Origin of the sequence: Psychrobacter sp. SWN149 (assembly GCF_015864565.1) — a bacterium.
In the GTDB taxonomy this organism is placed as follows: domain Bacteria; phylum Pseudomonadota; class Gammaproteobacteria; order Pseudomonadales; family Moraxellaceae; genus Psychrobacter.
This window is the reverse complement of the sequence record NZ_JADYWX010000005.1, coordinates 335,526-361,987: the sequence shown is the minus strand read 5'-3', so window position 1 is coordinate 361,987 and position 26,462 is coordinate 335,526. Positions and strand designations below refer to the sequence as shown.

General features: G+C 42.0%; 22 protein-coding genes and 3 pseudogenes. 9 read left to right on the top strand and 16 right to left on the bottom strand.

Annotated features, from left to right (window positions below):
• Positions 1–415 precede the first annotated feature (415 nt).
• Complete coding sequence (locus I6E86_RS10590; RefSeq protein ID WP_197177427.1) at positions 416–640, top strand: hypothetical protein; 225 nt, start codon at positions 416–418, stop codon at positions 638–640.
• A 377-nt stretch (positions 641–1,017) separates the two neighbouring features.
• Here the strand turns inward: I6E86_RS10590 and I6E86_RS10585 are convergent, their stop codons facing one another.
• The 11 genes and pseudogenes from I6E86_RS10585 to pqqA all read right to left on the bottom strand — a co-directional run bounded on the left by I6E86_RS10585 (position 1,018) and on the right by pqqA (position 9,726).
• Entirely contained in the window at positions 1,018–1,278 is a 261-nt protein-coding gene (locus I6E86_RS10585) for a hypothetical protein (protein ID WP_197177426.1), read from the bottom strand.
• A gap of 258 nt (positions 1,279–1,536) precedes the next feature.
• Positions 1,537–2,028: a lactoylglutathione lyase family protein gene (locus I6E86_RS10580; protein ID WP_197177425.1), complete on the bottom strand. Its 492-nt coding sequence runs from the start codon at positions 2,026–2,028 to the stop codon at positions 1,537–1,539.
• Positions 2,029–2,440: 412 nt separating this feature from the next.
• Complete coding sequence (locus I6E86_RS10575) at positions 2,441–2,830, bottom strand: DUF6122 family protein (protein WP_197177424.1); 390 nt, start codon at positions 2,828–2,830, stop codon at positions 2,441–2,443.
• Positions 2,831–3,105: 275 nt separating this feature from the next.
• Positions 3,106–3,885, bottom strand: coding sequence for a transglutaminase-like domain-containing protein (locus I6E86_RS10570; protein WP_197177423.1), 780 nt, complete (start codon positions 3,883–3,885; stop codon positions 3,106–3,108).
• A 50-nt stretch (positions 3,886–3,935) separates the two neighbouring features.
• Positions 3,936–4,325 (bottom strand): annotated as a pseudogene (locus I6E86_RS10565) (integrase core domain-containing protein); the annotation flags it as partial.
• A gap of 1,047 nt (positions 4,326–5,372) precedes the next feature.
• Positions 5,373–6,422 carry a dipeptidase gene (locus I6E86_RS10560; RefSeq protein ID WP_197177421.1) on the bottom strand — a complete coding sequence of 350 codons (1,050 nt, stop codon included), beginning with the start codon at positions 6,420–6,422 and terminating at the stop codon, positions 5,373–5,375.
• A 2-nt stretch (positions 6,423–6,424) separates the two neighbouring features.
• Positions 6,425–7,591: a pyrroloquinoline quinone biosynthesis protein PqqE gene (gene pqqE / locus I6E86_RS10555; protein WP_197177420.1), complete on the bottom strand. Its 1,167-nt coding sequence runs from the start codon at positions 7,589–7,591 to the stop codon at positions 6,425–6,427.
• Positions 7,588–7,884, bottom strand: coding sequence for a pyrroloquinoline quinone biosynthesis peptide chaperone PqqD (gene pqqD / locus I6E86_RS10550; RefSeq protein WP_197177419.1), 297 nt, complete (start codon positions 7,882–7,884; stop codon positions 7,588–7,590). Before pqqD ends, pqqE begins: the two co-directional genes overlap by 4 nt.
• Positions 7,881–8,639 carry a pyrroloquinoline-quinone synthase PqqC gene (gene pqqC, locus I6E86_RS10545; RefSeq protein ID WP_197177418.1) on the bottom strand — a complete coding sequence of 253 codons (759 nt, stop codon included), beginning with the start codon at positions 8,637–8,639 and terminating at the stop codon, positions 7,881–7,883. The genes pqqD and pqqC overlap by 4 nt, the downstream gene beginning before the upstream one ends.
• A gap of 30 nt (positions 8,640–8,669) precedes the next feature.
• The gene (gene pqqB, locus I6E86_RS10540; RefSeq protein ID WP_197177417.1) at positions 8,670–9,581 is read right to left on the bottom strand and encodes a pyrroloquinoline quinone biosynthesis protein PqqB; all 912 of its coding nucleotides are present in this window, start codon (positions 9,579–9,581) and stop codon (positions 8,670–8,672) included.
• Between the two features lie 70 nt (positions 9,582–9,651).
• Complete coding sequence (gene pqqA, locus I6E86_RS10535) at positions 9,652–9,726, bottom strand: pyrroloquinoline quinone precursor peptide PqqA (protein WP_075107140.1); 75 nt, start codon at positions 9,724–9,726, stop codon at positions 9,652–9,654.
• Positions 9,727–10,181: 455 nt separating this feature from the next.
• On the opposite strand from pqqA, the gene I6E86_RS10530 reads away from it, so the two are divergent.
• From I6E86_RS10530 to I6E86_RS10515, 4 genes are all read left to right on the top strand, one after another.
• The gene (locus I6E86_RS10530) at positions 10,182–10,610 is read left to right on the top strand and encodes a DUF2231 domain-containing protein (RefSeq protein WP_197177416.1); all 429 of its coding nucleotides are present in this window, start codon (positions 10,182–10,184) and stop codon (positions 10,608–10,610) included.
• Positions 10,607–11,905 (top strand): PQQ-dependent sugar dehydrogenase, encoded by a 1,299-nt coding sequence (locus I6E86_RS10525; RefSeq protein WP_197177415.1) that lies wholly within the window; start codon positions 10,607–10,609, stop codon positions 11,903–11,905. Before I6E86_RS10530 ends, I6E86_RS10525 begins: the two co-directional genes overlap by 4 nt.
• A 561-nt stretch (positions 11,906–12,466) precedes the next feature.
• On the top strand, positions 12,467–13,813 hold the full coding sequence (locus I6E86_RS10520) for an APC family permease (protein ID WP_197177414.1): 1,347 nt from the start codon (positions 12,467–12,469) through the stop codon (positions 13,811–13,813).
• A 1-nt stretch (position 13,814) separates the two neighbouring features.
• Positions 13,815–14,753, top strand: coding sequence for an acetamidase/formamidase family protein (locus tag I6E86_RS10515; RefSeq protein WP_197177413.1), 939 nt, complete (start codon positions 13,815–13,817; stop codon positions 14,751–14,753).
• A 184-nt stretch (positions 14,754–14,937) separates the two neighbouring features.
• Here the strand turns inward: I6E86_RS10515 and I6E86_RS10510 are convergent.
• Together I6E86_RS10510 and I6E86_RS10505 are read right to left on the bottom strand one after the other, a co-directional pair.
• Positions 14,938–15,267, bottom strand: a pseudogene (locus I6E86_RS10510) (transposase); the annotation flags it as partial.
• A gap of 99 nt (positions 15,268–15,366) precedes the next feature.
• Positions 15,367–15,615 carry a hypothetical protein gene (locus tag I6E86_RS10505; RefSeq protein ID WP_197177412.1) on the bottom strand — a complete coding sequence of 83 codons (249 nt, stop codon included), beginning with the start codon at positions 15,613–15,615 and terminating at the stop codon, positions 15,367–15,369.
• Between the two features lie 365 nt (positions 15,616–15,980).
• Between I6E86_RS10505 and I6E86_RS10500 the strand changes: the two genes are divergently transcribed.
• Positions 15,981–18,680: a hypothetical protein gene (locus tag I6E86_RS10500; protein ID WP_197177411.1), complete on the top strand. Its 2,700-nt coding sequence runs from the start codon at positions 15,981–15,983 to the stop codon at positions 18,678–18,680.
• A 249-nt stretch (positions 18,681–18,929) separates the two neighbouring features.
• On the opposite strand, the pseudogene I6E86_RS10495 reads toward I6E86_RS10500, so the two are convergent.
• Positions 18,930–19,485, bottom strand: a pseudogene (locus tag I6E86_RS10495) (manganese efflux pump MntP family protein).
• A gap of 78 nt (positions 19,486–19,563) precedes the next feature.
• On the bottom strand, positions 19,564–21,138 hold the full coding sequence (lnt, locus tag I6E86_RS10490; RefSeq protein ID WP_197177410.1) for an apolipoprotein N-acyltransferase: 1,575 nt from the start codon (positions 21,136–21,138) through the stop codon (positions 19,564–19,566).
• A gap of 239 nt (positions 21,139–21,377) precedes the next feature.
• On the opposite strand from lnt, the gene I6E86_RS10485 reads away from it, so the two are divergent.
• Complete coding sequence (locus I6E86_RS10485) at positions 21,378–22,028, top strand: DUF411 domain-containing protein (RefSeq protein WP_110924224.1); 651 nt, start codon at positions 21,378–21,380, stop codon at positions 22,026–22,028.
• Between the two features lie 797 nt (positions 22,029–22,825).
• A complete protein-coding gene (locus I6E86_RS10480) occupies positions 22,826–23,539 on the top strand; it encodes a CHAP domain-containing protein (protein WP_110924225.1) in 714 nt (237 codons plus the stop codon).
• Between the two features lie 157 nt (positions 23,540–23,696).
• Here the strand turns inward: I6E86_RS10480 and cadR are convergent, their stop codons facing one another.
• The gene (gene cadR, locus I6E86_RS10475) at positions 23,697–24,104 is read right to left on the bottom strand and encodes a Cd(II)/Pb(II)-responsive transcriptional regulator (protein ID WP_110924226.1); all 408 of its coding nucleotides are present in this window, start codon (positions 24,102–24,104) and stop codon (positions 23,697–23,699) included.
• A 141-nt stretch (positions 24,105–24,245) separates the two neighbouring features.
• On the opposite strand from cadR, the gene I6E86_RS10470 reads away from it, so the two are divergent.
• The gene (locus I6E86_RS10470) at positions 24,246–26,432 is read left to right on the top strand and encodes a heavy metal translocating P-type ATPase (protein ID WP_110924227.1); all 2,187 of its coding nucleotides are present in this window, start codon (positions 24,246–24,248) and stop codon (positions 26,430–26,432) included.
• The last annotated feature ends 30 nt before the right edge of the window (positions 26,433–26,462 follow it).

The window sequence follows — 26,462 nt, the reverse complement described above, 5'->3', positions numbered from 1 at the left end:
TCTGCTAACTAAAATGACCCGCATCAGGCGGGTCATTTTAGGTTAGGTTTTGAAAAGATGATCAACTCTGGCGTACCTGCATGCCCCATCTCAACTTGCAAGCCGTATTATACTGAAAAAACTATAAAGCCAAACTTGGCAAACCAAGCATATTAACAGTAGTTCAAAACCGCCAACTTTCACGGTTGGCTCATCCGTAAGTTTTCGCATCTAAGCCGTCCCAATAGGACTATTATTAATGGCTTAAGCTAGAAATAGATTTGGGGAATCAGTCATCCTTAAAGTTATTTTTATCATTCATGAATATAAGTCCAAGTTACATAAAGAAAACATTTGTTTAACATTATTTAAATTGGAATCCAGTCGAGAATGATATACATTCCGTATAAATTTTTAATGATGGGAGAATCAGTTCATGGTATGCTCTGGTGATAAATTGGTATGTACGAATGGGAATCCGTTTTTTAAAGCAGGATCGACATATACTGTTGGCAACATCGTAACCAGTAAACTCTTTGAAGTAAAAGTAGGCGCGAATGATGAGTTTTGGTATGCTACGGCAGATAGTGAGGGCATATCTGTTCGCTTTAATTCAAAGGAAACGGCAATTAATGATGCTTGGTTTAGTTTAGCAAAATAAACTAAACCCGTTTTTTAGCAGATAAGCCCTCTGCAAGATAGATGTTCACTTGTCTTAACGACAGATAAAATAATATTCAAACCGACTAATTTTTAAAATTTTGTCATCATGCTATCAGTGGGCTTATACTTAATATTGCATCAGAAGTAAGCATGACAACTATGACAATTACCCTATAAACCATTAATTGATTATCGTCGCATTCAATCAATTTACTTGAAATAATATTGTTTGCTTATCTGTGCGCCTGTACTGACATTTCAACTGGTTATAGTATCTATGATCAAAAACTATCCATCAGGTTGTGAGCGTAAATCTGTGAGCACATCCCACTTGTTTTTGGTAGATAAAGTATTTACGGTATTTCTGATTATTTATTAGTCTCTATGCCGACCACAAGCACAATAATCATTTTTTATTTCCTCTATCTTAATTGGTACAGCATATAACCATTGCATCCCGCCATCACTACGGAAATAGCCATTTTCAAATGCTACGATATAAGCGGTAAAGTCATTACCGTCATTATCCATCATTGCTTGTTCATCGCTCTCGTCATCGACAGCACACCATATGTTTTTATAACCACTTTTTAACATTGCACGCGCTAAATCACTACCTCTTAGCTCTTTATCCATAACACCTCCAAACCGATAGACAACAAGGCTATCTCTTTTAACTTAGCAGAAAGAGGTTAGGTTTTATATTAATTTCGGATGAACGGAGGCCTAGTTTGTGCCTACCTTTGGTTAAAAAGTTGAATGTTCACATACCTTGCTCACCGATACATCACAGACCAAAATAATAGCTTACATACAAAACCGCCCCGATGGTTATAAATCGGGGCGGTTTTAGTTTATCTAACACTAGCTGAGCAATAGAGTTAAATGCCTAATTTATAGGCTATAAGTCAGCTCATAGCTATGACTATATATCTCAACGATATTGCCAAATGGATCTTCCATATAGATCATACGATAAGGTTTTTCACCTGGATAGTAATAACGGGGTTTTTCCATACGCTTTTTACCGCCAGCTGCGATGATGCTCTCTACAAGCTCTTCAAGATTTGGATCTTGGACACAGAAGTGAAAAATACCTGTTTTCCAGTATTCAAAATTATCTTCAGGATCTTCCTGATTCTTAAATTGAAAAAGCTCTACACCCACTCGGTCTGCAGTGGATAGATGCGCTATGTGTAAATGACTCCATCCCTTACCAAATATTTCTGTACACATTTGACCTACAGGGCTATCGTCTTCGACGATTTTGGTAGGCGCCACGATAGTGTACCAACCCATTACCTCAGTATAAAATTTGACGGCCTTGTCTATATCAGGTACTGAAAGACCAACATGCGAAAAGCTTCTGGGATAAACATTACTCATTGCTTGTGCTCCTGTTTGGATATGACTCAGTGGGCAAACGTCCTTTTACTATTTAAAAATAGCACTATGAGAAATAAAGCTGTGTTGTAAAAGCACAGGGATAATGAAACTAACTGTAAAATAGCTGTCTTTGAATAAAATATATTATTTTTCAATGAGGTATAAAGAGAACTGTTCGTTTAGAGGTGCAGATAAAAAGCGTTATTAGTTTTATATTTTTTTATCAGTATCAGATGGTTTAATGCGAGGACTTATTGAGAATTGAGAATTGAGAATTGAGAATTGAGAATTGAGAATTGAGAATTGAGAATTGAGAATTGAGAATTGAGTAGCGATGTATGCATGCTACTTCCAGAAGTTACTGAAAAGGCGGTCTATAAGAGAAACATAAAGAGATGTAGTCACAGCCACCTCAAGACTTAATGGCTTTAGCCAACCAGTCTACAAGCCTAAGGGCAGGAGCTTCACTCAAACACTGTGGGCAATTAAGGTAGGTCATCACGCAATCATTTAAATCAGTTAGCATGTGAAGTAATAATCCCAAACCAATTATTCTATAAGGCTTTGGTAAAAATAACATAACCACATAGACTACCATCGCATAATAAGTGTGTAGTGGATGAAAGTTAATACTGCAACGATTAGGTGAAAAGATAGGAGTGGCTAGCAGATGATCTAAATCCACCAGCATGGTTGCTAATAATATTAAATATACCCGTTTATAGTCATTACGGAAAAAAAGATAGGCAATAATTAAGGGCACGCCAAGATGTAGAAAATAATGAATAACGGTTTGAACCATCGCTTTTTCCAATTTGAGGTAGTTTGTTGAAACAATGAAAAGAGTCGTTATTCCAAAAATTTTCTTCGAATTACTCGTATGTAGCAGATCTTGGACTTGCTTATTCTTGGACACACAACATGGCATGCCTACCGTACCCTTGATTCGTTGAACGCAGACCTTGTTCTGTAGGGCGAAGAACACGAAACCGATTGAGCAAGACCACTGCCGCCTCCCTCTTGTTAGGGCAGCGGTCAGTGTCTTAATCGCAGGCCTGCATGCCTAGGGTCAGGATCCTAAGCTTGTCTGGTCACGGATACCGATTGGTTGACAAATTCTATGGAGCCGAACGCGGTTAAGAACGCGACGCCAGACGCATCGGATCCAACACCGATGCGGGCCATCGTGTTGGCATCTGCCATGCCGGTCGGATCAATGAGGTGCCAGCTTCCCCCGAGATAGACCTCGGCCACGGCATGAAAGTCCTGTGGCGTCACATCGGGCGCATAAACGCTCGCGAACCTAGCCGGTATCGACGACGCACGTGCTAGTGTCACAAGAACATGCGCGAAGTCACGGCAGACGCCCTGACGTTGAACAAAGCTGTCGAGCGCGGTGGTTTGTGCGTGGCTCGATCCAGGCACATAGCTAAAAGCCGACTCGATCCAATCACGCATCGCGGCAATCCGTGCGCCGCCAGCGAGATCGCCAAACTCGGCGTCCACGAAGGCTTGGAATTCATCTGACGGGCAATAGCGAGACGGCATCAAATGTTTGATCGTCTCTCCGGGCAAAAGATGGAGTGGCGTTTGGGGCAGTGCCGATATGTCCAAGATAGGACGGTCAACGGCAATTTCTGCGAGGTAAGTGCAGCTAAAATCCCCTTCGGCGCGGATCCAAATCCGCTCTCCTATGCCATCATCGGCGGTAACCCGTGAAAAATGCGCAACGTCTGATGTCCAAATCTCGGCCGAACGCACCCGCTGGTCCGCAAGATCGGCGGCTTCGATCTGAAGTAAGAGGTCCATCGGCGCGGAGAGTCGATAATGGAGTTTGACATTAATTTTCAGGATCATGTTTGAACTCTCTAAAGGTATTGATCTGGCAGGCTATATCAGAGACTGGTTTACTTGAGCCAAGTAGCAATGCCTGACAGGGTTAAATTATCATAATACCGCTTTTCAAACACAAAAGGCGAGACATAATCAACGGCACTATGCAGTCGGGCCTTATTAAACTATTTCACCCATTCAAGGGTTGCCAGTTCAACATCGTTAACCCCGTGCCGCTGCTTTTTTAGGTACTCAATCACCTCAGACTTATATAGCCCGTTGTCGGTTTCAATCAAGGCATTATCGTATGAATCGCCTGTTGTGCCAACGGAAGCAATCACGCCGCGATCAGGCATACTATAAGTATAACGAATAGATAGATACTGAACACCGCGATCACTATGATGAATCACATCTTTGGGCTTGTTTATGCCTGCTAGCGCTTGATTTGACGCTGCCATTATTCCTATAATTTTGAATATGTAAAAGAGGATAAAGAGAGAAATAGGTTCTAGCTTAGAGTTTGAAGTAGAGGTCAAAAAGAGGGTTTTAATTTTAATGGTTTCTAAGGGTTGGTCACTGTCGCTTTTTCAAATAATTTGAAGCTGATTGCATAATCATAACTATGAGTCGATACAAGCAAGAATTTTCCTCTACAGCCCATATTTTGCGGACAAAAAAAACCCCAATCGTGAGATTGGGGCTTTCTAAATTTGGTAGGCATAAGCAGACTCGAACTGCTGACCTGTACCATGTCAAGGTAGCTCGACTAAAAACCTTATTATAGCAATATCTTACATCTAATGATTTTATTGGCCTGTATGCATAATAGTATTAATAAATCACAATGTAAACTATTATATTATAAAGTTTAACACGTATCTGGGCACTATATTTTTATAGTATTCTTACTGCCACTCTATTGTCAGATTAGTCCGAAAACACTGAAAATGATTCATTGGACAATAAGTAGTTGGAGTTTTCTGTTGCTTGATATTCAGGAAGAATGGAAGGATAGTCAGCTGCTATTCTTGAGATTGATACAGTAATGGAAGCTATAATTTCAAGGATCGTATTAGATAGATGGAGCTTGGTAAACAAAAACTAGAATAGGATTCAGGCTATAAAATACTAATATAGATGTGGTTTAATAGTTAGAGTTAGGTTGCGTAATGAAAATCTCCCAAGTCAATTTCTATAGAATTGAAAGTATAGGTTGTCTTCAGCATAGCTTAATCTTGAGTGTGTATGGCACTGTAGGAAATAAACAGGAAGCACTGCTACTAGTGACCTTGTGTTTTTATAACTTGCTCTATACCAACAGGTGAGTTATGCATTGATTCAAAAATAATATTTAGGTATAAAAAAACCTGCAATAATTAGCAGGTTTCCTCAGTCAGTATTTAATCTAAATGACAATGATATAGAGTTTCGGATGAGTTCGAATTTTAAAACTATGCCAATAGCGTATTTCATTAAATTTTATAAGTGAGTTTTAATCCTATTAATGATTACTGCCATATTCTATCAAGCACAGAAAACCAGTTTTTTGACGTAATTTTTTCAATCAATTGATCGCAGAAGTGCCGTTGCTGCATACGTTCAATCAGCATAGAGAGCTGAGTAACATCAGACAACTCATCAGGCAACAAGCACCCATCAAAATCAGAGCCAAAACCGACGTGATCTTCGCCTAAATGGTCAATCAGATAATCAAGATGATCGACAATCACATCAAGTGAGGTTTGGGTATTACGCTGCCCATCTGCACGGAGAAACGCCACATCAAAATTCACCCCAACCATACCATCACTTTGTTTGATGGCAGCCAATTGGGGAGCGGTCAGATTTCTTGCTTGCTGACATAACGCGTGTGCATTGGAGTGAGTCACAACAATTGGCTGATTAATAATCTCTAGCGTATCCCAAAAAGCACGCTCATTCATATGAGCCACATCAATCAGCATATGATTTTTGCTACACGCTAAAATGAGGTCTTTACCTTGTCTTGTAAGACCAGACCCTGTATTTGGAGAATGCGGAAAGGAGGCGTTCAAGCCATCTCCAAACAGGCTTTTTCTGTTCCAGAGTGGACCAATACTTCTAAGCCCTGCCTCATAAAACAGATCCAATAGTTCAGGCTTGATGGCCAAAACCTCAGCACCTTCCATATGAATGACAATGGCCAATTGCTGATTGCGCTGACAGGCCTTAATTTGTGTTAAGGACGTACAGATTTTAATTTGACCGTTTGACCGTGCTTCTAGTTGCTGTGCTAGTTTCAACTGCGCGCTGCAAATATCAATGATTTCTTGAGTATCAAAATCGGAGTTTGAGAAATTGACTAACTTGTCAGGATGGTTGTTTTTCACATAAGCGTAGGGCGGCAAGAAAATAGAAAATAAGCCACCCATCCATCCGGCCTTGCGACAACGTTCTAAATCCAAATGTCCGGGTAATGTGCCATGAATAAAATCATGCACAGGATCGGCAGCTGGACTCAGCCACAGGCGGGTTAATAGATCGTTGTGTCCATCAAATATCACAGGCTGGGTATTCATCGTCAATCCGTTACCGTACGAGTAGGAATCAACTGCTCTTCATTTAGTTGTTTGTTACTCAGTAATTTAGAGTTTTTTGGATTTCTAAACAGCATATCTTCAAAAGGTACAGGTATCTCACTGTTTGCACGCGCTTCCTCAATCAGATAGTGATAAGGCGATTTACCGCAGACAGGATCTGCATTCTTGGCATCCCCAGTCAGCATAAAGGCTTGGCAACGACAGCCACCATAATCGCGTTCTTTATCGGGGCAGCTTTGGCACATGTCAGGCATCCAGTCATCACCGCGAAACTGATTGAAGCTCGCAGACTCATACCATATATCTGACAGCGGTGTCTCTCGCACATTAGGGAACTGTATTGGCAGTTGTCTGGCAGCATGACAAGGTAGGGCTGTACCGTCTGGTGCTACTGTTAAGAATATTTTACCCCAGCCATCCATGCAGGGTTTTGGACGCTCTTCGTAATAGTCAGGCACCACAAAGATGAGTTTGCATTTGATACCACTCTCTTTAATTTTTTTACGATATTCATTGGTAATGCGTTCGGCTCTTACCACCTGCTCTTTAGTCGGCAGTAGGCCTTGTATATTTTCAAAAGCCCAACCATAAAACTGGCAAATGGCCAGCTCAACCGTGTCGGCTTCCAGCTCTAAGCATAGATCGATAATCTGATCAATCTGGTCGATGTTCTGCCGATGAATCACAAAGTTGAGTACCATCGGATAGTCGTACTGTTTGACCAGACACGACATCTCGTACTTTTGCTCGAAGGCATGTTTTGAGCCTGCTAAAGCATTATTCACTGTTGGATCACTGGCTTGAAAGCTGATCTGAATATGCTGAAGCCCTGCTTCCTTTAACCGTGCAATCCGAGCTTCGTTCAATCCCATACCTGAGGTGATTAGATTGGTATAAAAACCTTGGTTGTGCGCATAAGCGACCAATTCTTCTAAATCTTGACGAACCAGTGGCTCGCCGCCAGAAAAACCAAGCTGCACCGCGCCCATTGTCCGAGCTTGATCAAACACATCAAACCACTCTTGGGTCGTTAGCTCCTGCTTATACTGAGCATAATCAATGGGGTTGGAGCAATAAGGGCATTGTAATGGGCAGCGATAGGTCAGCTCAGCAAGTAGCCATAACGGTAGCCCGACTGGAGCAGTCATACTAGATCAATCCAATGTTCACGCTGGGCAACCAGCATATATTCAATGATGTCTTGCTCGATTTCGGGGATATCACCAAACATGGCTTTCACATTTTTGATAATGTCAGCAATGGACGCCTGACCATCAATATGTTGGCCGATGATACTGGCACTTTCATTTAACTTAATCATGCCTTCAGGGTAGAGCAAGACATAGGCATCTTGCGCTGGCTCAAACTGAAAGCGATAGCCATGACGCCACACGGGTACGATAGATTGATCCAGCTCAGGTAAACTAGCAGGTATACTCATTTGAACAATCCTTTATGCCAGACATTGTCAGTGGTAACACTTTGGTAAGGGGCTTGATTGTGCACATAAGCCAAACTCAATGCATCTAGAATCGTCCATAAGATATCCAGTTTAAACTGCAATATCTCTAGCATACGCTCTTGTTGCTCGGCCGTTTTGAACGAGTCTAAGGTAATGGTCAGACCATGCTCAACATCGCGGCGAGCTTGACTCAAGCGCGAGCGGAAATAGGTATAGCCTTCTTCCTTAATCCAAGGATAATGTTTGGGCCAAGATTCTAAACGCGACTGATGAATCTGCGGGGCAAACAACTCTGTTAGTGAACTACTGGCAGCTTCTCTCCATAAGGTACGCCGTGCAAAATTCACATAAGCATCGACAGCAAAACGTACACCTGGTAGCACCAAATCTTCAGAGATTACTTGCTCACGAGTCAGCCCAACCGCTTCTGCCAGACCTAACCATGCCTCACGGCCCCCACCGTCAGGATAGACGCCATCTTGATCAATCATGCGCTGAATCCACTCTTGACGCACCCGCTGATCGGGACAATTGGCCATAATGGCTGCATCTTTGAGTGGGATATTGATTTGATAGTAAAATCGGTTGGCGACCCACGCTTGGATCTGCTGCTGCGTCGCTTGCCCTTCATGCATCATGACATGAAAGGGATGGTAAATATGATAATACTGACCTTTGTCCATAATCGCTTGTTCAAACGCTTCTGGGCTAAGTGCTGTTTGCTCTTTTTGCATTTTCTTCACCTTACGATTGCTGTCTTTACCTTACAATTCAATCTGCATACCATCAAACGCCACTTCAACGCCATGTTGTTTTAATGTTGCCGCCTGTTCAGATTGTTCATTCAATATCGGATTGGTGTTATTGATATGAATCAATATTTTTCGTGAATTATCTAGCTGATCTAAATAATGCAGTGAGCCGTCTTCACCACTGATATGCAAATGGCCCATGTCCTGACCGGTCTTTGTGCCGACGCCGCATTCTTGCATTTCATTGTCAGTCCATAGGGTACCGTCAATCATTACACAATCAGAATTCTTCATGATTTGCATAACGTCATCATCAATTTTGCCCAACCCTGGCGCATAGAAGAGTTGTTTTTGTGTTTTTAAATCTTTCACAATCAGGGCAATATTGTCGCCGTCATGTGGATCATTACGGTGCGGGGAATAGGGCGGTGCTGAACTTCTAATCACCAAAGGCGTTAGTTCTAAATTTTCAAAGCCTTCAATTTTAAAGGTCTGTTTTGGATCAATTTGATGATACTGCAGACCACCGTTCCAGTGTTTCAACATATTGAAAAGCGGAAATCCTGTCGTGAGATCTTGATAGACCATATCAGTACACCACACAGGCATCGGACAACCTTCGCGCAGGGTTAATAGTCCTGTTGTATGGTCAAGTTGACTGTCCATCAAGACCACATTGGTAATGCCAGTATCTCTCAATCCACGTGCTGGCTGCGCTGCCTTAAATTCAAACAATTGTTGACGAATATCGGGTGATGCATTTAATAAAATCCAATCTATACCATTTCCTGATATGGCGATCGAAGATTGAGTACGAGTCTTCGCCTGTATAGTCCCTAGCCGAACACCATGACAGTTATAGCAATTGCAATTCCACTGTGGAAAACCACCACCAGCAGCTGAACCTAAAACATGAATATACATAAATCAATATTTCCAAAAAATAAAAGCCCTAGTCACCTAGGGCTCTTAATGGATGTAAGTTTAGTAAATTTTAACGGGCTTCGAAATACATCGTGATTTCGAAACCAATACGGATGTCTTGAAAAGCTGGTTTAGTCCACTGCATGGGATTACTCCGGAATGATCTTGCTGGTCAATAGGCAAGACTGGTAAAGGGAATCGTTGATGCTATTACAATCTGACCCCTGCTGTCAATTTGTTAGATGTTAACTTGAAAAATTTTAATTACGCCACCTAGCGGCAATAATCAAACATACTTATGTTGACATATATAACCGGTCATTGCGAAGTGAATATTTGAAGGTTATTGATGGAGCACGCTAGTTATTGGACTTCAGGTTTTTTGAGTTAGGAAAGACTATAGCTAGTACTTATTCAAGAAATAAAAATCAGCTTATGTTCATTAAATAACTAAAAAAGGATTGAAGAATTCTTTTGGCTTTGGTATGTTTCAAGCCATGATTTCATTTTGTAGAACTTGAATTCCATCATGCGTAGTTCGGGCCGGTACAATCAGTACGGCCAATTGAATCTTCGTTTACCATTAATAAGGAAACCGCCATGACTAGTGCTGTTGCCCGACACTCCGGCACCGCGCTGCACCCGCTGCATGCGTTTTTTTTGGCCGGAATAGTACCTCTGTTTATCGGAGTCTTACTTAACGATTATGCCTATTGGTCCAGCTACGAGCTGCAATGGAAGAACTTTGCTTCCTGGATGCTTATAGGTGCACTGATGTTCAATGGTCTGGCCTTGTTAGGCTCGATCTTGTCTCTAGCCCGCGCTGATAAGCGCATGGGTACACCAGTGGTCTATTTTCTGTTGTTATTGGCCGCTTTTGTACTGGGTTTAATCAACTCGTTCATTCATGCAAAAGACGTCTGGGCCAGTATGCCGACTGGGCTTATTCTATCTGTTATCACTGTCATTCTGGCCTGCATTGCAACCTGGATTGGCCTCACAAGCTGGCGTATTGGAGGTGCAAGATGAGAACACTTAATATCTTGTCGATATCTTTTTTAGTCGCTGCTCTCTTAAGTGCCTGTGGCGAAAACAACATAGATGATGCAGAACAGTTAGGTGCCAACCCGACCTTGCCCGAAGCCCAACGCGGCCTGTTACCCACCTTGAAAATCGCTGAGCCAGCAGGTTGGGGTGATAACCGACCCATAGTGCCGTCAGGCTATAAAATCACAGCCATTGCCACTGACCTTAAGATTCCACGGCAGACGCTGGTCTTGCCCAATGGTGACATACTGATTGCTGAGGGCAAGGGGGGCGGTGCACCTAAGCTACGTCCTAAGGATATCATTGCTACTTATTTCAAGGCTAAAGGCACTACATCCGTCAAAGGGGGCAACCGTCTGACCCTTCTGCGTGATAGTAATGGCGATGGCACTTACGAGACACGCACTGTATTCGCTGAGAATCTGAATGCGCCTTATGGTCTTGCGTTAGTCGCAGACCAACTGTACGTCGCCAATCAAGATGCGGTAGTGCAGTTCGATTATAAGCCCGGCCAGACTACCGCTAGTGGACCGCCACGCAAACTCACCGACCTGCCTAGCGTGGTCAATCATCATTGGACCAAGGCGATGACGGCCAGTCCAGATGGGCAATTCCTGTACGTGGGCATTGGTTCCAACAGCAACATTACTGAAAACGGACTGGATGTAGAGGCGGATCGCGCCATGGTCTGGGAGATCGATGCCAAAAGCGGTGCTCACCGACCTTATGCAACTGGTCTGCGTAATCCAACGGCGTTAGCTATATTGCCTGGCACTAACCAGTTATGGGCGGTGATCAACGAACGTGATGAGCTCGGTCCACGACTGGTACCTGATTACTTGACCTCAGTTCAAGACGGTAAGTTTTATGGTTGGCCCTACAGCTATTGGGGACAAAATGTCGATCCACGGGTCAAGCCAGAGCAACCTGATATGGTAGCCGCCGCGATTGCGCCAGACTATAGCCTTGGGTCGCACAAAGCTCCTTTAGGCATATCATTCTCAACGGCAACCATGGGCGGCAAGTTTAGCGAAGGCGCATTCATCGGTGAGCATGGCAGCTGGAATCGTTCAGATCCAGCAGGTTACGATGTAGTGTTCGTCCCATTCAGCAACGGTAAGCCAGCTGGGGACCCAATTAACTTTGTAACTGGATTCCAAGGTGAAAATGGCAAGACCTTTGGTCGACCAGTAGGCGTGACAGTGGATCCAAAAGGGGCACTTATCGTTGCCGATGACCTGTCTAATACCATCTGGCGGGTGACCCCAACTCGATAATCAGTATGTAAAAAACCTCCTATGTGGGTTGTTTTAACCCGCCTAGGAGCACCAAATAACAGCTTTCCTATCATGACCCGAGCGAAATAGACTATAGCCGTGATAGATGCCTTCTCAGAAATCTAATGTCTTCACTGATTTTCGTTTGTATGAAGTTAGAAATACCTTGATCTATGTACTTTTTATAAACTGGTCTCAAGGATACATCTAATCTTAGATACGATAGCTTGAGCGGCTGGAAGTATTAAAATTCTCGGGGTCGATTCTTGCGTTATGGTCACTGATTATGGGCAAATACATCACATTCCGATTGTAGAAGCTTTCAGTAATTTTATAGATAAAACGTTAATAAATGGTATAACAAAAAGTAAAGTTCGAACAATGATTCATACGAATTCATTGCATTTGCTCAGTTAGATAGTAGTATTCTAAAAAACACGCTTAAACTTACGCGTATCTATTTACCTCAAAAGAAAATGTGATATTGCTGTATTGATTTGGTCAACGAAAATTACTCTTAAAATACCAAAAAAGGAAGTTACAAATAAAAGGAATTTATCAATGAGTGAGAATACTCTTGAAAGTCTTGGCTACAAGCAGGAGCTTTCACGAACGCTAGAGCTAAGGGATCTGGTGATCTACGGCCTTATCTTTATCGTTCCTATTGCACCCTTCGGCATCTTCGGGCACGTAATGAGTGCCAGTGGTGGCACGATCGTGACCGCCTATATAATAGGGCTGGTAGGTATGCTGTTTACTGCTGTCAGTTACTCACAGATGGCCAAAGAATTTCCTGTAGCAGGTTCCGTATACTCGTATGTTTCTAAAGGAACCAACAGTTTTATCGGTTTTGTAGCCGGTTGGGTTATGCTATTGGATTATGTTCTTATACCTGCATTGCTTTATGTGGTAGGCGCACTTGCTATTCACGACATTTTCCCTTCGATTTCACCAATATTATTGATCATCGCTTTCGTAATTTTTAATACCTATGTCAATATTCGTGGCATCAGCTTCACCGCAGTGTTCAATCGTTGGATGTTGATCGCTGAGCTTATCGTTCTTGCAATATTTCTAGTAGTAGGGGTTGTTGCCATTAGTAATAATGTCAACGGAGCTGTGTTTTCGATAGCCCCCGTTTATGATGTAGATAACTTTTCATTAGGACTTATAATTTCTGCAGTACCTATTGCTGTACTAAGCTTTCTTGGCTTCGATGGTATTTCTACTCTGGCTGAAGAAGCTAAAGGGGGTGGTAAGGCCGTAAGTAAGGCAATTTTCTTAGTGCTGTTTATTATTGGCGGCTTATTTATTGCACAAACTTGGATTGCGGCCTTGATACAACCTGATCCTGAACAATTCAATAACCTTGATACTGCATTTTATGAAACGGCTCGTATTGCTGGTGGCGAATGGTTAGGAGTGTTAACAGCAGCAACGACAGCGATTGCCTGGGGTATTGCGGATTCACTGGTCGCGCAGATTGCAACAGCGCGTATTCTTTACAGTATGGGACGTGATCGCCTGCTGCCATCGGCACTTTCTCGTGTGCACTCCCGTTATAAGACACCATATGTCAGCACATTATTAGTAAGCGTGATATCGATTGTGGTTGCGATTGCTTTTATGTCTCATCTTGCTCTACTAACCTCTATTGTCACTATTGGGGCTTTAACAGCCTTCTTGATTCTAAATATTAGTACCATGTATTACTTCGTGCTTAAGAAAAAGTCTCATAACTTCTTTCTACATATTTTGAGCCCGTTGCTTGGCATAGCTGTTGTAGGATACATATGGAGTGGCTTTGAAAGCTACACTATTATTATTGGTGCCATCTGGGCTGCAATAGGCGTTGGCATCTATTATTTGGCAAAAATGCGTGGCCGCCAAGTCAATATGGAGATTTAATATGAAATTCAAGACGATTCACGATGTTCACCATTGTTTTGATCATAATCTTGAGCCTGCTGAAACTATAAGCTCCGGTGATACCCGACGATTCGATATTCTCGATGCTAGCGGAGGCCTGATTACTCGTGATAGCAAGGCTGAGATTCTTACGCGATTGCCTATGGATGCTTTAAACCCTGTCTGTGGACCGCTGTTTATTGAAGATTCTGAGCCAGGCGACGTTATTGAAATTGAGCTTTTAGATTTCGAACCTGGCGGCTGGGGATGGACAGGAATAATACCTGGTTTTGGCTTGCTGTCTGAAGAGTTTGCAAAGCCATGGTTAAAAATTTCAGAGTATGATAATGAGTCAGTATATTTTCATGATGATGTCGTTATTCCTTTCCGACCATTTGCAGGAACTATTGGGCTAGCACCTGCTGAACCAGGCTCTCATTCTATTGTTCCCCCACGCATATGTGGCGGAAATCTAGATATTCGCGATTTAGTAAAGGGTTCTAAGCTTTATTTACCAGTTCAGGTGCCAGGAGGCCTTCTTAGCATTGGCGATACACACGCATGTCAGGGGGATGGAGAGGTATGTGGCACTGCAGTTGAAACACGTATGGCAACTACAGCGACAATCAGACTGCATAAGGGCGATAGTATTCCTGCTCCCATGTTTGACATGCCCGCTGTTGCCAGCGATAACCATAATGAGGGGTATATTGTTACCACGGGAGTAGGCCCCGACCTTATGGAAGGTGCGAAAAATGCAGTGCGCTTCATGATTGATCGGCTGAATAAAAAAGCGGGTATGGACGAAGAGTTAGCTTATGCCCTGTGCAGCGTAGCCGGACAGCTAAAAATTAGTGAAATCGTTGATCAGCCAAACTGGGTAGTATCATTTTACATTCCTAAATCAATTTTTAAGTCTCGTAGTCTCAAAGCTATCTAACGGTCAATGAATTATTTAGCCATGACCAGATGTAATGTTGGAAAGATGGTATACGCTATTTAGCGTATACCATCTTTCCAACAGCAATTGATTGCTCACTAATGGCTCAAAGCGTGATACTCAGCTTAATTCTGTTAGATAAGTGTATTATGCTTGGGATGACTACTCTTTTACTTAAAGTTATTTACCATAAAGTCTCACAAGCGAGAGCGATCATCGTATTCTCATAACTCTGCTTAAGCTTATCAAATCTAGTTGGAACCGCTCTGTAGGTTTTCAATTGAGAAAAAGCATCTTCTATTAAGTGCCTAGCCTTGTACAAGTGCCAGTCCGTATGGCTATTTTTGGCCTTAGTATTCTGTTTTTGAGTAATACTATTGAAACAACTAGCTTGTTGAATATGTGCTTGCAGCTCATCAGAATCATAGCTCTTATCAGCACATAGCATGTCTATACCACTTAAACCTATCTTATCAATTAAGTCTGAATCTACCTTTACATCGTGAGTATTGCCATAGAAAAATAGCTCATCTATTGTAGATGAACTATTTTATTACTTCTTTAGAGTGGTTTTAACTGATTGTTATTAACTAGTATCCACGTCCATTCAGCTCTAACCAGCTTTACGTTCAGATTTTAGTGCATCTAACTGCGAACGTTGCTGAGCTGTTAAGACCTTTGCAATCTCAGCACGAGCTTGTTTGTGACCGTCTTTACCTTGATCACGATAAGTATCGCGGATAGATTTAACTTGTGCTTTCTGTGTAGCAGTTAGATTAATTTTTGAAAGCAAACCCTTTTGTTTTACTTGCACTGAATTTGTCGAGACAGTATTAGTAGCGGCTGTTGCAGGAGCGATCATAGCTACGCAAGTGGAAGCAGCCAATAGCGAGCCTAATAGTAGTTTTTCATGATGTTGTCCCTTTTTATATCTTAGTTGAATAGACAGGCTTAATCAGATAAGGCGTCTCTCTATCAATTCCTTACTGAAAAAAACTATAAGTGATTAAAGCGTTGCGTAGTTCGAAGAAAGTTTAAAAAAAGTAACGATTTACACCTATTTACTCTTACTTGCTACAAACTTGATAAGTATATCTATAGCTAACCAATCAGGTGATTTCACTATTTCAATACTCTAGTAAGGACTTGAATCTTCGGACTACCGGATTAGAACTTATAAATATCAAATTGAGGTTTCTTAATTCACCTAAAGGTGAGGATATAAAAATGAAATTTTTTTTTAATAAATTAAGTGCAGCATCAATAACGTTACTTTTTTCTGTTAGCAGCTTTGCAACTGAAGTTTCACAAGACTCTTTTACGACACAAGGCAATGGTCTGCGTCAAATTTCGAGTGGTACAGTGAATGGTCAACCCATTGTTTATACATCTGAATTAGATGGTGCTGTAGCAAGTTATGGTCCAGATGGTAAAGAGCTGTGGCGAAGCGCAACTCAAGAGAAAGCAGTGCTTTTTGAGATAAATAGTGCGGATTTAAATAATGACAAATCTGATGAGCTAATAGCAGCAAGTGCTGATGGAAGCATTTATGCATGGGATACCATATCTAAAAACAATGTAGCTCCTCTTTGGAAGTTTACTCCACCTAAAAAAGTTCGTTTCAGTGAAGTGGCAGTAGCGCTTGTTGATGGTGAGAAGCGAATTTATGCAGGAGGAAATAACTCTGTTTTGTATGAATTAAATAGCAAAGGTGAACTTCTCAGCGAAACAAAATTAGAAGGCGTGGTTCGCAAAATAGAAACGGGCCATTTCCTATCTAGCGATAAAGACAGTTTATTTGTTTTCACTTTAGGGCATGATCAATATCGCTGGGAATTTATGGGCTTCATTGACCCTAAATCAAAGAATGTAATTAGTGAAGTCAGCACAGCAGATCAAAATGTTAAAGATATTTCTAAAAATATGATGATAACGGACATTGATGTTGCAGATCTAGATCAGGATGGTTTGGACGATTTATTACTTTTCGGTGATCATAAAAGTGGCCAAAAGTCGGCTGCATCATTTTTTGGTTACAATAGCAAATTTAAACAAATTGCAAACTTTGAAATACCCTCTGAACAGAGACAGCGTTATGCGCATGTGTATGGCACATCGCTACTACCTAAGTATAACGAAGTAGTACTTCAATTTGGAGGTCTTACTTATTTAGTCGATGCGAAAGGAAAGTTAATAAAGCAAGTTGGTGAAAAATACAAAGGCCTTATTTTTAATGATATAGAGTTATCAGCCACTCACGAAAAGCTGTTTGCGGCAGGCCAAGTTGGTGGTGGCAATACTATTTATAGTTTTGATTTAAATAATAAAGATTGGTTAGACATTCCTCATCAATTAACAGGTCGTTTAGCACAAGTTGAAAAAAATATTAATGATTTGTATGAACAAGCTTTAGCTTTTGAGATACCAAGTTACCAAAAGAAATCTGATAAACCTTGGGTAATGTTGACTGCCGCAGAACTAAATAGTGATGTGGCAAAACTTGATGGTGCAGATTTCCTTAGCGTAACCCAAGAACGATGGACTGAAAAATGGGATCGTACCCCATTAGTCGAAGAAATAGGCAAAATTGCGCTTAAACAAGATCGGCGAGAGAAATACAAAGATACGCGAGAACAGTTGATTGAAAAAGCGAAGGCATTTGAGACCAGAGGACAAAGTTTTGTTATTTGGTCTGGTCATGGTACAGACCCATTTGGAGTCAGTATTGATACAATGGAGGCTATATTAGAAGCGGCTCCGAATACCGCTCTTGGCTTTTTGTATGCTGAAATGCATGACCCGAAAGATCCAAGAGTACTCTATTTTATCTCAGAGTATATGCCACGTTTGGCCAAAGCGATGCGTAAGCAAGGTAAAGCAAAGTTATATTTTAGATATAAAGATGTTTTTTGGGCTACAACCTCTCAGCAGCAACCTTGGAAAGATATGTTTTTCTCTGGGAAGTATGCTGATATTTTAGTTCCATCTGCTGAAGATACGACATCACGTACGCAAGATATAAATTTTACCGGTAGAGTAGGCATGCTCTTAGGTGGCTATGTTAATGATTATGCAATGAGACTTGTGGATGATAACCCAACCAGTTGGCGCCCTCTCAGTCCCGGTGGACAGCGCAGTGTATCCCCTTATCTTAGATCTGCAGTGTTGAGAGCAGCGTACGGTTCAAGAATGGGCATTATTTTTGATAGCCGTTACACCGAGCAGCCAGGGCTAAATGTTCTATTTGCCTTAATGAAATCGGGTGTCTTACCCATTGTTGAAAAAGATGCAATGCAATCAATTGGTTCATGGATGCTAATAAAAGATGTAGATGCAGAATTAGCGCAGTCAATAACCAATCATCATGAAATGAATCACTATAGCGAAAATGACTCAAATGCTGTAATGAGTTTGGGACAAATTCAGTGGGCGGGCACTAACTTGCCGACATATGATTATTCTAGAGCGGCCTTAGGTATACCCTATAGATGGTTGAATTTCATTCCGCCGATGCCTAATGGTATGATCCCAATCGCCCCTATAGAATCAGCAGCGCAATTAAAAAAACAAGATATCCCTTATTTTGTATCAAATGGAAGAGTCGGTTTTAGTGATGATAAAGAGATAGCTGCAGAAGAGTTTTATCCAATGATGAAAAAATCTATTGATCTCGGAGCACAGGATTTACCTATACGTGTCGAAGGATCTGCTTGGTCTGTGGTTAAATTAGACGAGAAACATAGCCGTATTATTTTAGTAGATCAAGGCTATATTGACCCTCAAGATAGAGATGTAACTATACATTTTCATAAACAAGTTAAATGGGTAAAGGATATTTTATCTAAAGAAGATTTTCATATAATGGATAATAAAATGAAAGTTACTGTTCCAGCTGGGTCAGTTCGATTTTTTGATGTTGGTTACTAATTTAATAAACGTATTGAATGCCGCTATTCCCTATATTGACGCAGGGTATGCCTATGGCGAACCAATCAGGCGCTTTCGCTGGTTCGGTACCCTAGTGAGGACTTGAATACTAGGCTGTAGGCTATTGGTATCGGTAGTAAAAATTACTTATAGCAGCTCAGTGTACATAGCAGTGTACCTTTCAAGATGAAATGGCGGCATATCCATCTTTTTAATTAGTCGCTGTAACTCCTAAATATAAGACTGTCTTTAAACCACCATATTCACTACCAATGGCTATCAAAACCAAACCCCCTAGCGCTTCTGCCCAACTACCCAGCCATGTTCCTGATTTACGTCCTATATAAGCGCCTAAAACACTTAACATAGCTGTCGTGAGTGCAATGATCAAACATGCTAAATAAGCATTGACTGGTAATAGATTTAAAGTTAATCCTGCGCCCATCGCATCAAGGCTGGTGGCAATCGCCAACGACAGTAATGTTTTATGACTTAAATTGATCCGAGTATCATCATCGTTAACGGAACGCGACTCATAGAGCATCTTGATCCCAAGCACTACTAGTATGACAAAAGCAATCCAAGCCGCCCCTTCCGCAAACCAGCCTAGCATGGTAGAGCCAAGCACATAACCAATCAGCGGCATCACTCCTTGAGCAACCCTAAAATATAAACCAACCAGTAAGGTCATTTTTATAAACTGCGGCTTAGAGTCGACCCTGTGAGTGGAGCCAATACCGACTGATGCGGCAAACGCATCCGCAGCCAGTGCTAGCGCTAGCGCTAGTAACAGTACCTCTAACATAATAAAATAGTACCCTTTAAGACGTTTTTATTTTTCGTTTACTACTTCAGATAAGTTTTTAGTATGAAAAATACTCTTTCAATCTCTTGTTGATTTTGAACGCCTGCCAAGATAGCTTAGAAGTAATAGCAGCGCTATTATTATCAAAATAGGGTAATTACCCATAATCATGAAGGGGGTGTTGCCAACCCGTGCCTGTATTTCACCGCGCAATACAGTACGCTCAAACTGTGGTGCGCGTTTTACGATACGTCCTTTGTGGTTGATAATAGCGGTAACGCCAGTATTGGTCGCACGTATAAACCAGCGACCATTCTCAAGCGCACGCATTTGTACCATCTGCAAATGTTGCAATGGGCCTGCTGAAGTGCCAAACCAGGCATCGTTAGAGACCGTTAATAAAAAGTCAGTATTCATTGCGTTTTTGCGCGTGGTATCTGGATAGGCGACCTCATAACAGATAGCCGTACCTATAGTATGTCCACGTACCTGCAGCGGTGATTGTTGATCACTCCCGCGGCTATAGCTCTTAATATCCTGACTACCAGCCAGATTAGGGAAAACATCAAGCACGCCTTCGAATGGAATATATTCCCCAAACGGTACCAGGCGCTGCTTCTTGTAGAGACCATCGGCTTCTGCGCCCAAAGCCATCACGCTATTATAAAATGGAGGATAGTTGTCAGTATTGGCATCAGTACTAGCATTGAAAGCCGCTTTATCCTTATAAGGAATACCGGTTATCCATGTCGTATTAGTTGTATTAGCCATTTCTACCATTTCACTAATAAAGCCGGTAGCCTCATCCTGAAACATCGGAATAGATGATTCAGGCCATACCACAACATCACGTCCCCACTCAGTGCGCGTTAATTTTGCATAAATCTTTAGGGTTTCTACTTGATATTGAGTCAGCCACTTTATATCTTGTGAAATATTGCCTTGAATCAATGAAACAGACAGATCAGGTGTGCCCTTAGGTTTCGTCCATTGTGGATTGATTAGCCATAGTGATGTGCTAATGGCTAATAACATTACAGAAACGACGATATAACTACTGCGCCGACGCAGTAGTTCCACTAAACTTGCAGCCAATAGTATGGCAACAAAAGAGACGGCAAAAACACCAGCAATAGGTGCTAAGGACGACAACCAGTACTCTTCAGTAAATGCATAACCAACAAACAGCCACGGAAAGCCTGTGAACAGCCAAGTCTTTAGCCATTCTTGTAACACCCAAAGCGCAGCAAAGGAAAAGGGTTGTTTGCCTACCATTCGGTTAAAGATTAGTGCTAAAAAGCCATGAAACAGCCCCATACCGAGACCCATCAACGCAATCAGAATCAACGCAAGCCACGTCGGGGTATCGCTATAATCATGGATGGCTGTATATAACCAAAAGCCACCGACACACCATAGTCCCATACCGTAAGCTTCACCAATAATAAAAGCGCGGCGACCACTCATTTGTGGTACTAATAGCGAATATAAAATCGCTGGTGACACTATTGCTAGCGGCCAGAACCCATAAGGTGCTAGCGCTAATAAGAAAACAGCCCCTGCAAGCCAGGCTGTTGTCAGCATAAGCAATAGTGGCAGCGGCTTTGACTTAGTATTCAGACGCTTTTGTAGATTAATAGTAGACAGGCGCATCGCAAATTATCCAAAAATATGAGTCTTAAATTCTCAGTCAAAATCTAAGACTTAGATAGACTCTTTATTACTACAGACAGTACTTCAAAATAAAATCTGCCTATAATACCAGTCCGCACTACTCAATGGATAAATTTGCATACCTTATTTGATGGGTTATTATGCTACATTATCAAACGATATGAAGGGTCACTTAGCCTTATATGGCTTACAATATTCACAATATATAAGAGAGCATTATGACAATCTTAAAACTAAAATATAGACTTATGTTTGATCGTCACTTGTCTAAAGGGTTGCGTGGTACGCTGGTATTACTTGCCGCCACATCACTATTTGCTTGTAATCAATCGAATAGTGGCGTATCTGATGCAAGCTCAACACCAGTACCAACCGAAAATTCAGCGGCTATTGCTTTAGAGAAAGCTGAATCGAAAATTGAAAGTGCCCCTATGATCACAACACCAGTAAGTAATCCAGATTTACTTAAAAACGTCTCAGCGACGGTTTATAAAGATGCCAATTGTGGTTGCTGTAAGGGGTGGATTGACCATACACAAAGTAATGGATTGAGCTCGACGGCTGAGCACCCAAAAGACTTGTCATCCCTTAAAGACCGCTACAAAGTGCCAACTGAGATGCGTTCTTGCCATACGGTAGTCACTACTGATGACTATGTCTTTGAAGGTCATGTACCCGCTAAATATATGGAGCAATTTTTAGAAAATCCGCCAGTACAAGCAATGGGTCTTGCTGTGCCCGGTATGCCTGTAGGTAGCCCAGGTATGGAGTATCAAAATAAATTCATGCCTTATCAGATCATGCAGCTTAATAAAGACGGAACGACCCAAGTTTATGTTGATATTGAATCTGTAGAACAGCAACTATAAGATGTTCGAAAATAAGAATAATTGACTATAGTGTTAGCGTTAAGAGCAAATAAGAAAGGTATAAGACTGTTCTATTGCTTATAAAAATAACTATTTATCAAAAAATTCGTTAGCTACTGAGACTTTAAAAGCCAAAAATAACTTCGAATTTGTAACTTTTGATGACAATGTAAGCTGTTTTATCGACTATTTACCTTCAGAGTAGCTAACTACTAAGAAATTAATACAAGGAAATACACGATGTATCGTAACAATTACGTAATATTACATAAGCCAGTAGGGAATTAAGATTCAAATTTACACTATAAATATATTATATAATCATAATAATTGGTTAAACTCTATGTAGCATGATTGCTTCACCTAATAAAAAAACGTCTGATTGTTAAATCCATAATTTGGATTTAACAATCAGACGTTTTTTTTGCTCATAAAATAATAAAAAACATATCGAATTGGTTAGCTATATCTCTTAAAAGATACACAAACTTACATTGTAAAATAGGGGTCTTCGGTCATCTCATCAGTAATACAAGAGTGTTTTTGAGATTTTTATTAGTGGTGACATGTCTTATAGCCTATGCTAAAGTCGGCTTTGTGTTTTGGCTAACCACCTGATTTTCAATAGCTTCATAAGACTTTAACAAGGTTGCCAGCACTACTAACTGCTTTAGATAAGCATTTTGCAGCATAAGTATTACTCACTATGACGTGTATATGCTTGAGTTGTTGAAATTTAATTGACTGCTCTGTTATTGATGACAGGCTATTTTGTATCAACCTTAGGTAGTAACTTTATGAAACAGGCTTTATTGATTTTATCAGCACTGGGTATGGGCATAGCACAAACGAGTGGTGCTGCTATAACAATCTCTCAAACCAATAATACTATCACTAATACTTCTGTAGCATCAAACTACGGTTCATCAAAGAACCTCTATAGCACAAAAAGCGGTGCTTATGTCTCAAATAATGACGAAATCAGTCAAGCAATTAGCAATCTAAGTGCGCAGGCCCAGCAAAAAGAGAATCAGCTTTCATCATTAAACAGCCGCTTATATGCTGAACAACAGCAGCAAGTCAATACGGTTCCTGATAGCAATTCAGCACCTGCTCGCGCCGCCGCTCGTGCTTCACGAGTCGCTTTATCTGGCAGCTCTGGATATTGTGCCCGCTATGTACGTAAAGCGCTACAATCTGCAGGTTACGAGTTTACACCGAACCCTTCAGCCTATCAGTATGCTACTCGTGGCACACTTGATAAAGCAGGTTTCAGCAAAATCAGCAATGACATGCCGACCCAAGTAGGTGACGTTATCGTCTATGATCGCTCATCAAAGCGTCCGCATGGTCATATCCAAATCTTTGATGGTACCAATTGGATTTCTGATTTTCGTCAGAATGGCATCAGCCCATACAGCGGTGTCTATGCTTATACGACATGGCGCGATTCAAAATTCGTTGATGATGCATCGGACCGTGGCATCTACCTTGCTATGGCTGACAAATAAGATTTAATAAGTCAACACAGTCCTAATAAATTAACGCAGCATAGTTATGATTTTTCTCCAGCTCAGTCGTGATTTTACTATCATTGCTGGGTTTTTTTGTGCTTGCTATTATGCCATTTTCAATCTTTCAGAATTTGACTAGTAAAAATAGATGCTATTAATGACAAGAGTTATCAGCAAGGGCATTGAGTATGCCACAGGATGTCGTTGGTACACTGCTGGTGCATTTATGACGTAAAACCGTGAGATGCTGTTTTAAGTGCGTCAGCTCTTTCATCCGTATTTCCACGGCGTGAATTTGCTCATCTAGCAAGGTATTCACATCGCCACAGTCCTCGCTAGGAGATTCCCAAAAATCAAGTAAGAGTCGCACTTTATCTAAAGCCATGTCAAGCATACGGCAATGTAGGATGAATTGTAGACGATCCATGTGCTCCTCATTATATAAACGATAGTTTCCTTCGCTGCGAGCAGGCCCAGGTAATAAACGCTCTTTTTCATAATAGCGAATGGTCTCTACTGTGGCACCTGTGCGTTTAGCAAGCTCACCAATTTTGATTAACATAATAACCTCGATGGTTCAGAACGTTGAAGTGACTTTTAAGCTTGATGTTGGAGAAATAAAACTCATAAATCTGTAGATACAGCCCTTGACTCTGAACCTACTAGAGGGTTCATAATAACACTATTTGAAAGGCAGAATATTATGAAATATCGTATTGAAGGTATGGACTGTGCAAGTTGCATCGGCAAGATTGAAACAGCCTTGATACGTATGCCTGGGGTTTCTGATATTAAGCTAAATTTTGCTACAGAATCACTAGAGTTGACGCTAGACCCTGAGGCTATAACTCAGGTCAGTGATATCGAAAAAACCATTAAAAGCCTAGGGTTTGGCATCTCTGCTAATACAGGCCAACAGACTGTATCGGCTATTGATATTGACAGCGACAATCCGTTGACCTCGCAACGTCAGCGTTGGTGGCAAACTCAAAAAGGCAAACAGGTTGTTGGTCTCGGTGTTCTGATGGGCGGTGCTTACCTATTGTCATTACTTTTCCCCGCTTACGGGGTATGGATATTTGCCATCGCCGTGATCGTGGGCGTCTTTCCATTTGTGCGCAAAGCGGTGGCACTGGCTAAGTCGGGTTCACCTTTTTCCATTGAAACGCTGATGTCCGTCGCCGTGCTTGGTGCCCTTATCATTGGTGAGGCTGAAGAGGCCGCAGCGGTAGTTTTCTTATTTTCGATTGGTGAGCTGTTTGAAAGTATTGCTGCTGATCGTGCTCGCGCTGGTATCAGAGCCTTGGCATCGCTGGTTCCAAAGACTGCAATTTTACTCGATGCGCAAGGGGGGCAACGTGACGTTCCAGCATCCTCACTACAAGTGAATGATCTTGTGCTCGTCCGTCCTGGCGATAGAGTATCTGCCGATGGCGAGATTGTTCAAGGTGCATCTAGCCTAGATGACTCGCCTGTGACCGGAGAGTCGGTCCCTGTTGCCAAGACAACGGGTGACAATGTATTTGCAGGGTCGATTAATATCGATGGCGTGTTACAAGTACGGGTGGAGAAAACGGCTGCCGATAATACGATTGCAAAAATTATTGAACTGGTAGAGCAAGCACAAGCTTCTAAAGCGCCTACCGCCCGTTTCATTGAAAAGTTTAGTCGCTATTACACTCCAGCAGTGATGGCTATTGCCGCATTAATTATCGTCGTGCCACCGTTAGCCATGGGCGGCGATTGGGGAACTTGGTTGTATCGCGGTTTGGCACTGTTGCTAATTGCCTGTCCCTGTGCCCTTGTGCTCTCAACACCAGCTGCTATTGCTTCTGGTCTGGCGGTCGGTGCGCGCCGCGGATTGCTGATTAAAGGGGGTAGTGCTTTAGAAACCATCGGCAAAGTGGAGACAGTCGCTTTTGATAAAACCGGCACCTTAACTGAGGGTAAGCCACGCGTTACTGACATTATTGCCTTTACTCAAGAGTATGCGGGTTCTCAAGGTAAAGATAAGGTATTGGCGCTCTTCGCCAGTGTGGAAACCGGTTCTAGTCACCCGCTTGCTGAAGCTATTGTCAGTCATGCTGAAGCTGCTAATGTGGTCATACCTGTGGCCTCTAAAGCTTCCACTACTGCGGGTAAAGCGGTGCATGCGACTGTGTCAGGCCGCACGCTAGCTATCGGCTCGCCCGTCTATGCCGCTGATGAGGCGGTAATTTCAGTTGAACAACAGGCTCAAATTGAGGCGCTGCAAAATCAAGGTAAGACGGTCTCAGTTCTATTCGATGAGCAAAGTCGAGCAGCGCTTGGACTGATTGCCCTACGAGACGAGTTAAGAGACGACGCTCATGAAGGGGTGGCTCAGCTCAAAGCGATGGGTGTGAACGCCGTTATGCTGACAGGCGACAACCGCTTAACCGCTCAGGCGCTTGCCAGTAATTTAGATATTGAGTGGAAAGCGGAGCTGTTGCCCGAAGATAAACTGCGCCTGCTTAACGAGATGAAGAATAATCGCAAAATAGCGATGGTAGGTGATGGTATCAATGATGCGCCCGCGCTAGCAACTGCTGATGTCGGCATCGCGATGGGTGGCGGTACTGATGTGGCCATTGAAACAGCCGACATCGCCTTATTGAAAAGCCGGGTCACGGACATGGCTCATCTGATTGCACTGTCGCGCGCAACGATGCGCAATATTCATCAAAACGTCATTTTCTCATTAGGGCTTAAAAGCATTTTTCTAATCACCACCGTATTCGGCATTACTGGGCTATGGATTGCGGTGCTGGCTGATGCTGGCGCAACAGTGCTCGTCACTCTCAATGCGCTGCGTTTACTGCGCTTTAAAGGCGCGCCTCCACTGGTAACTCCTTCTAAAGTAGTTAAATGAAAGTCTATAGGATCCATTGGCGATAACTGG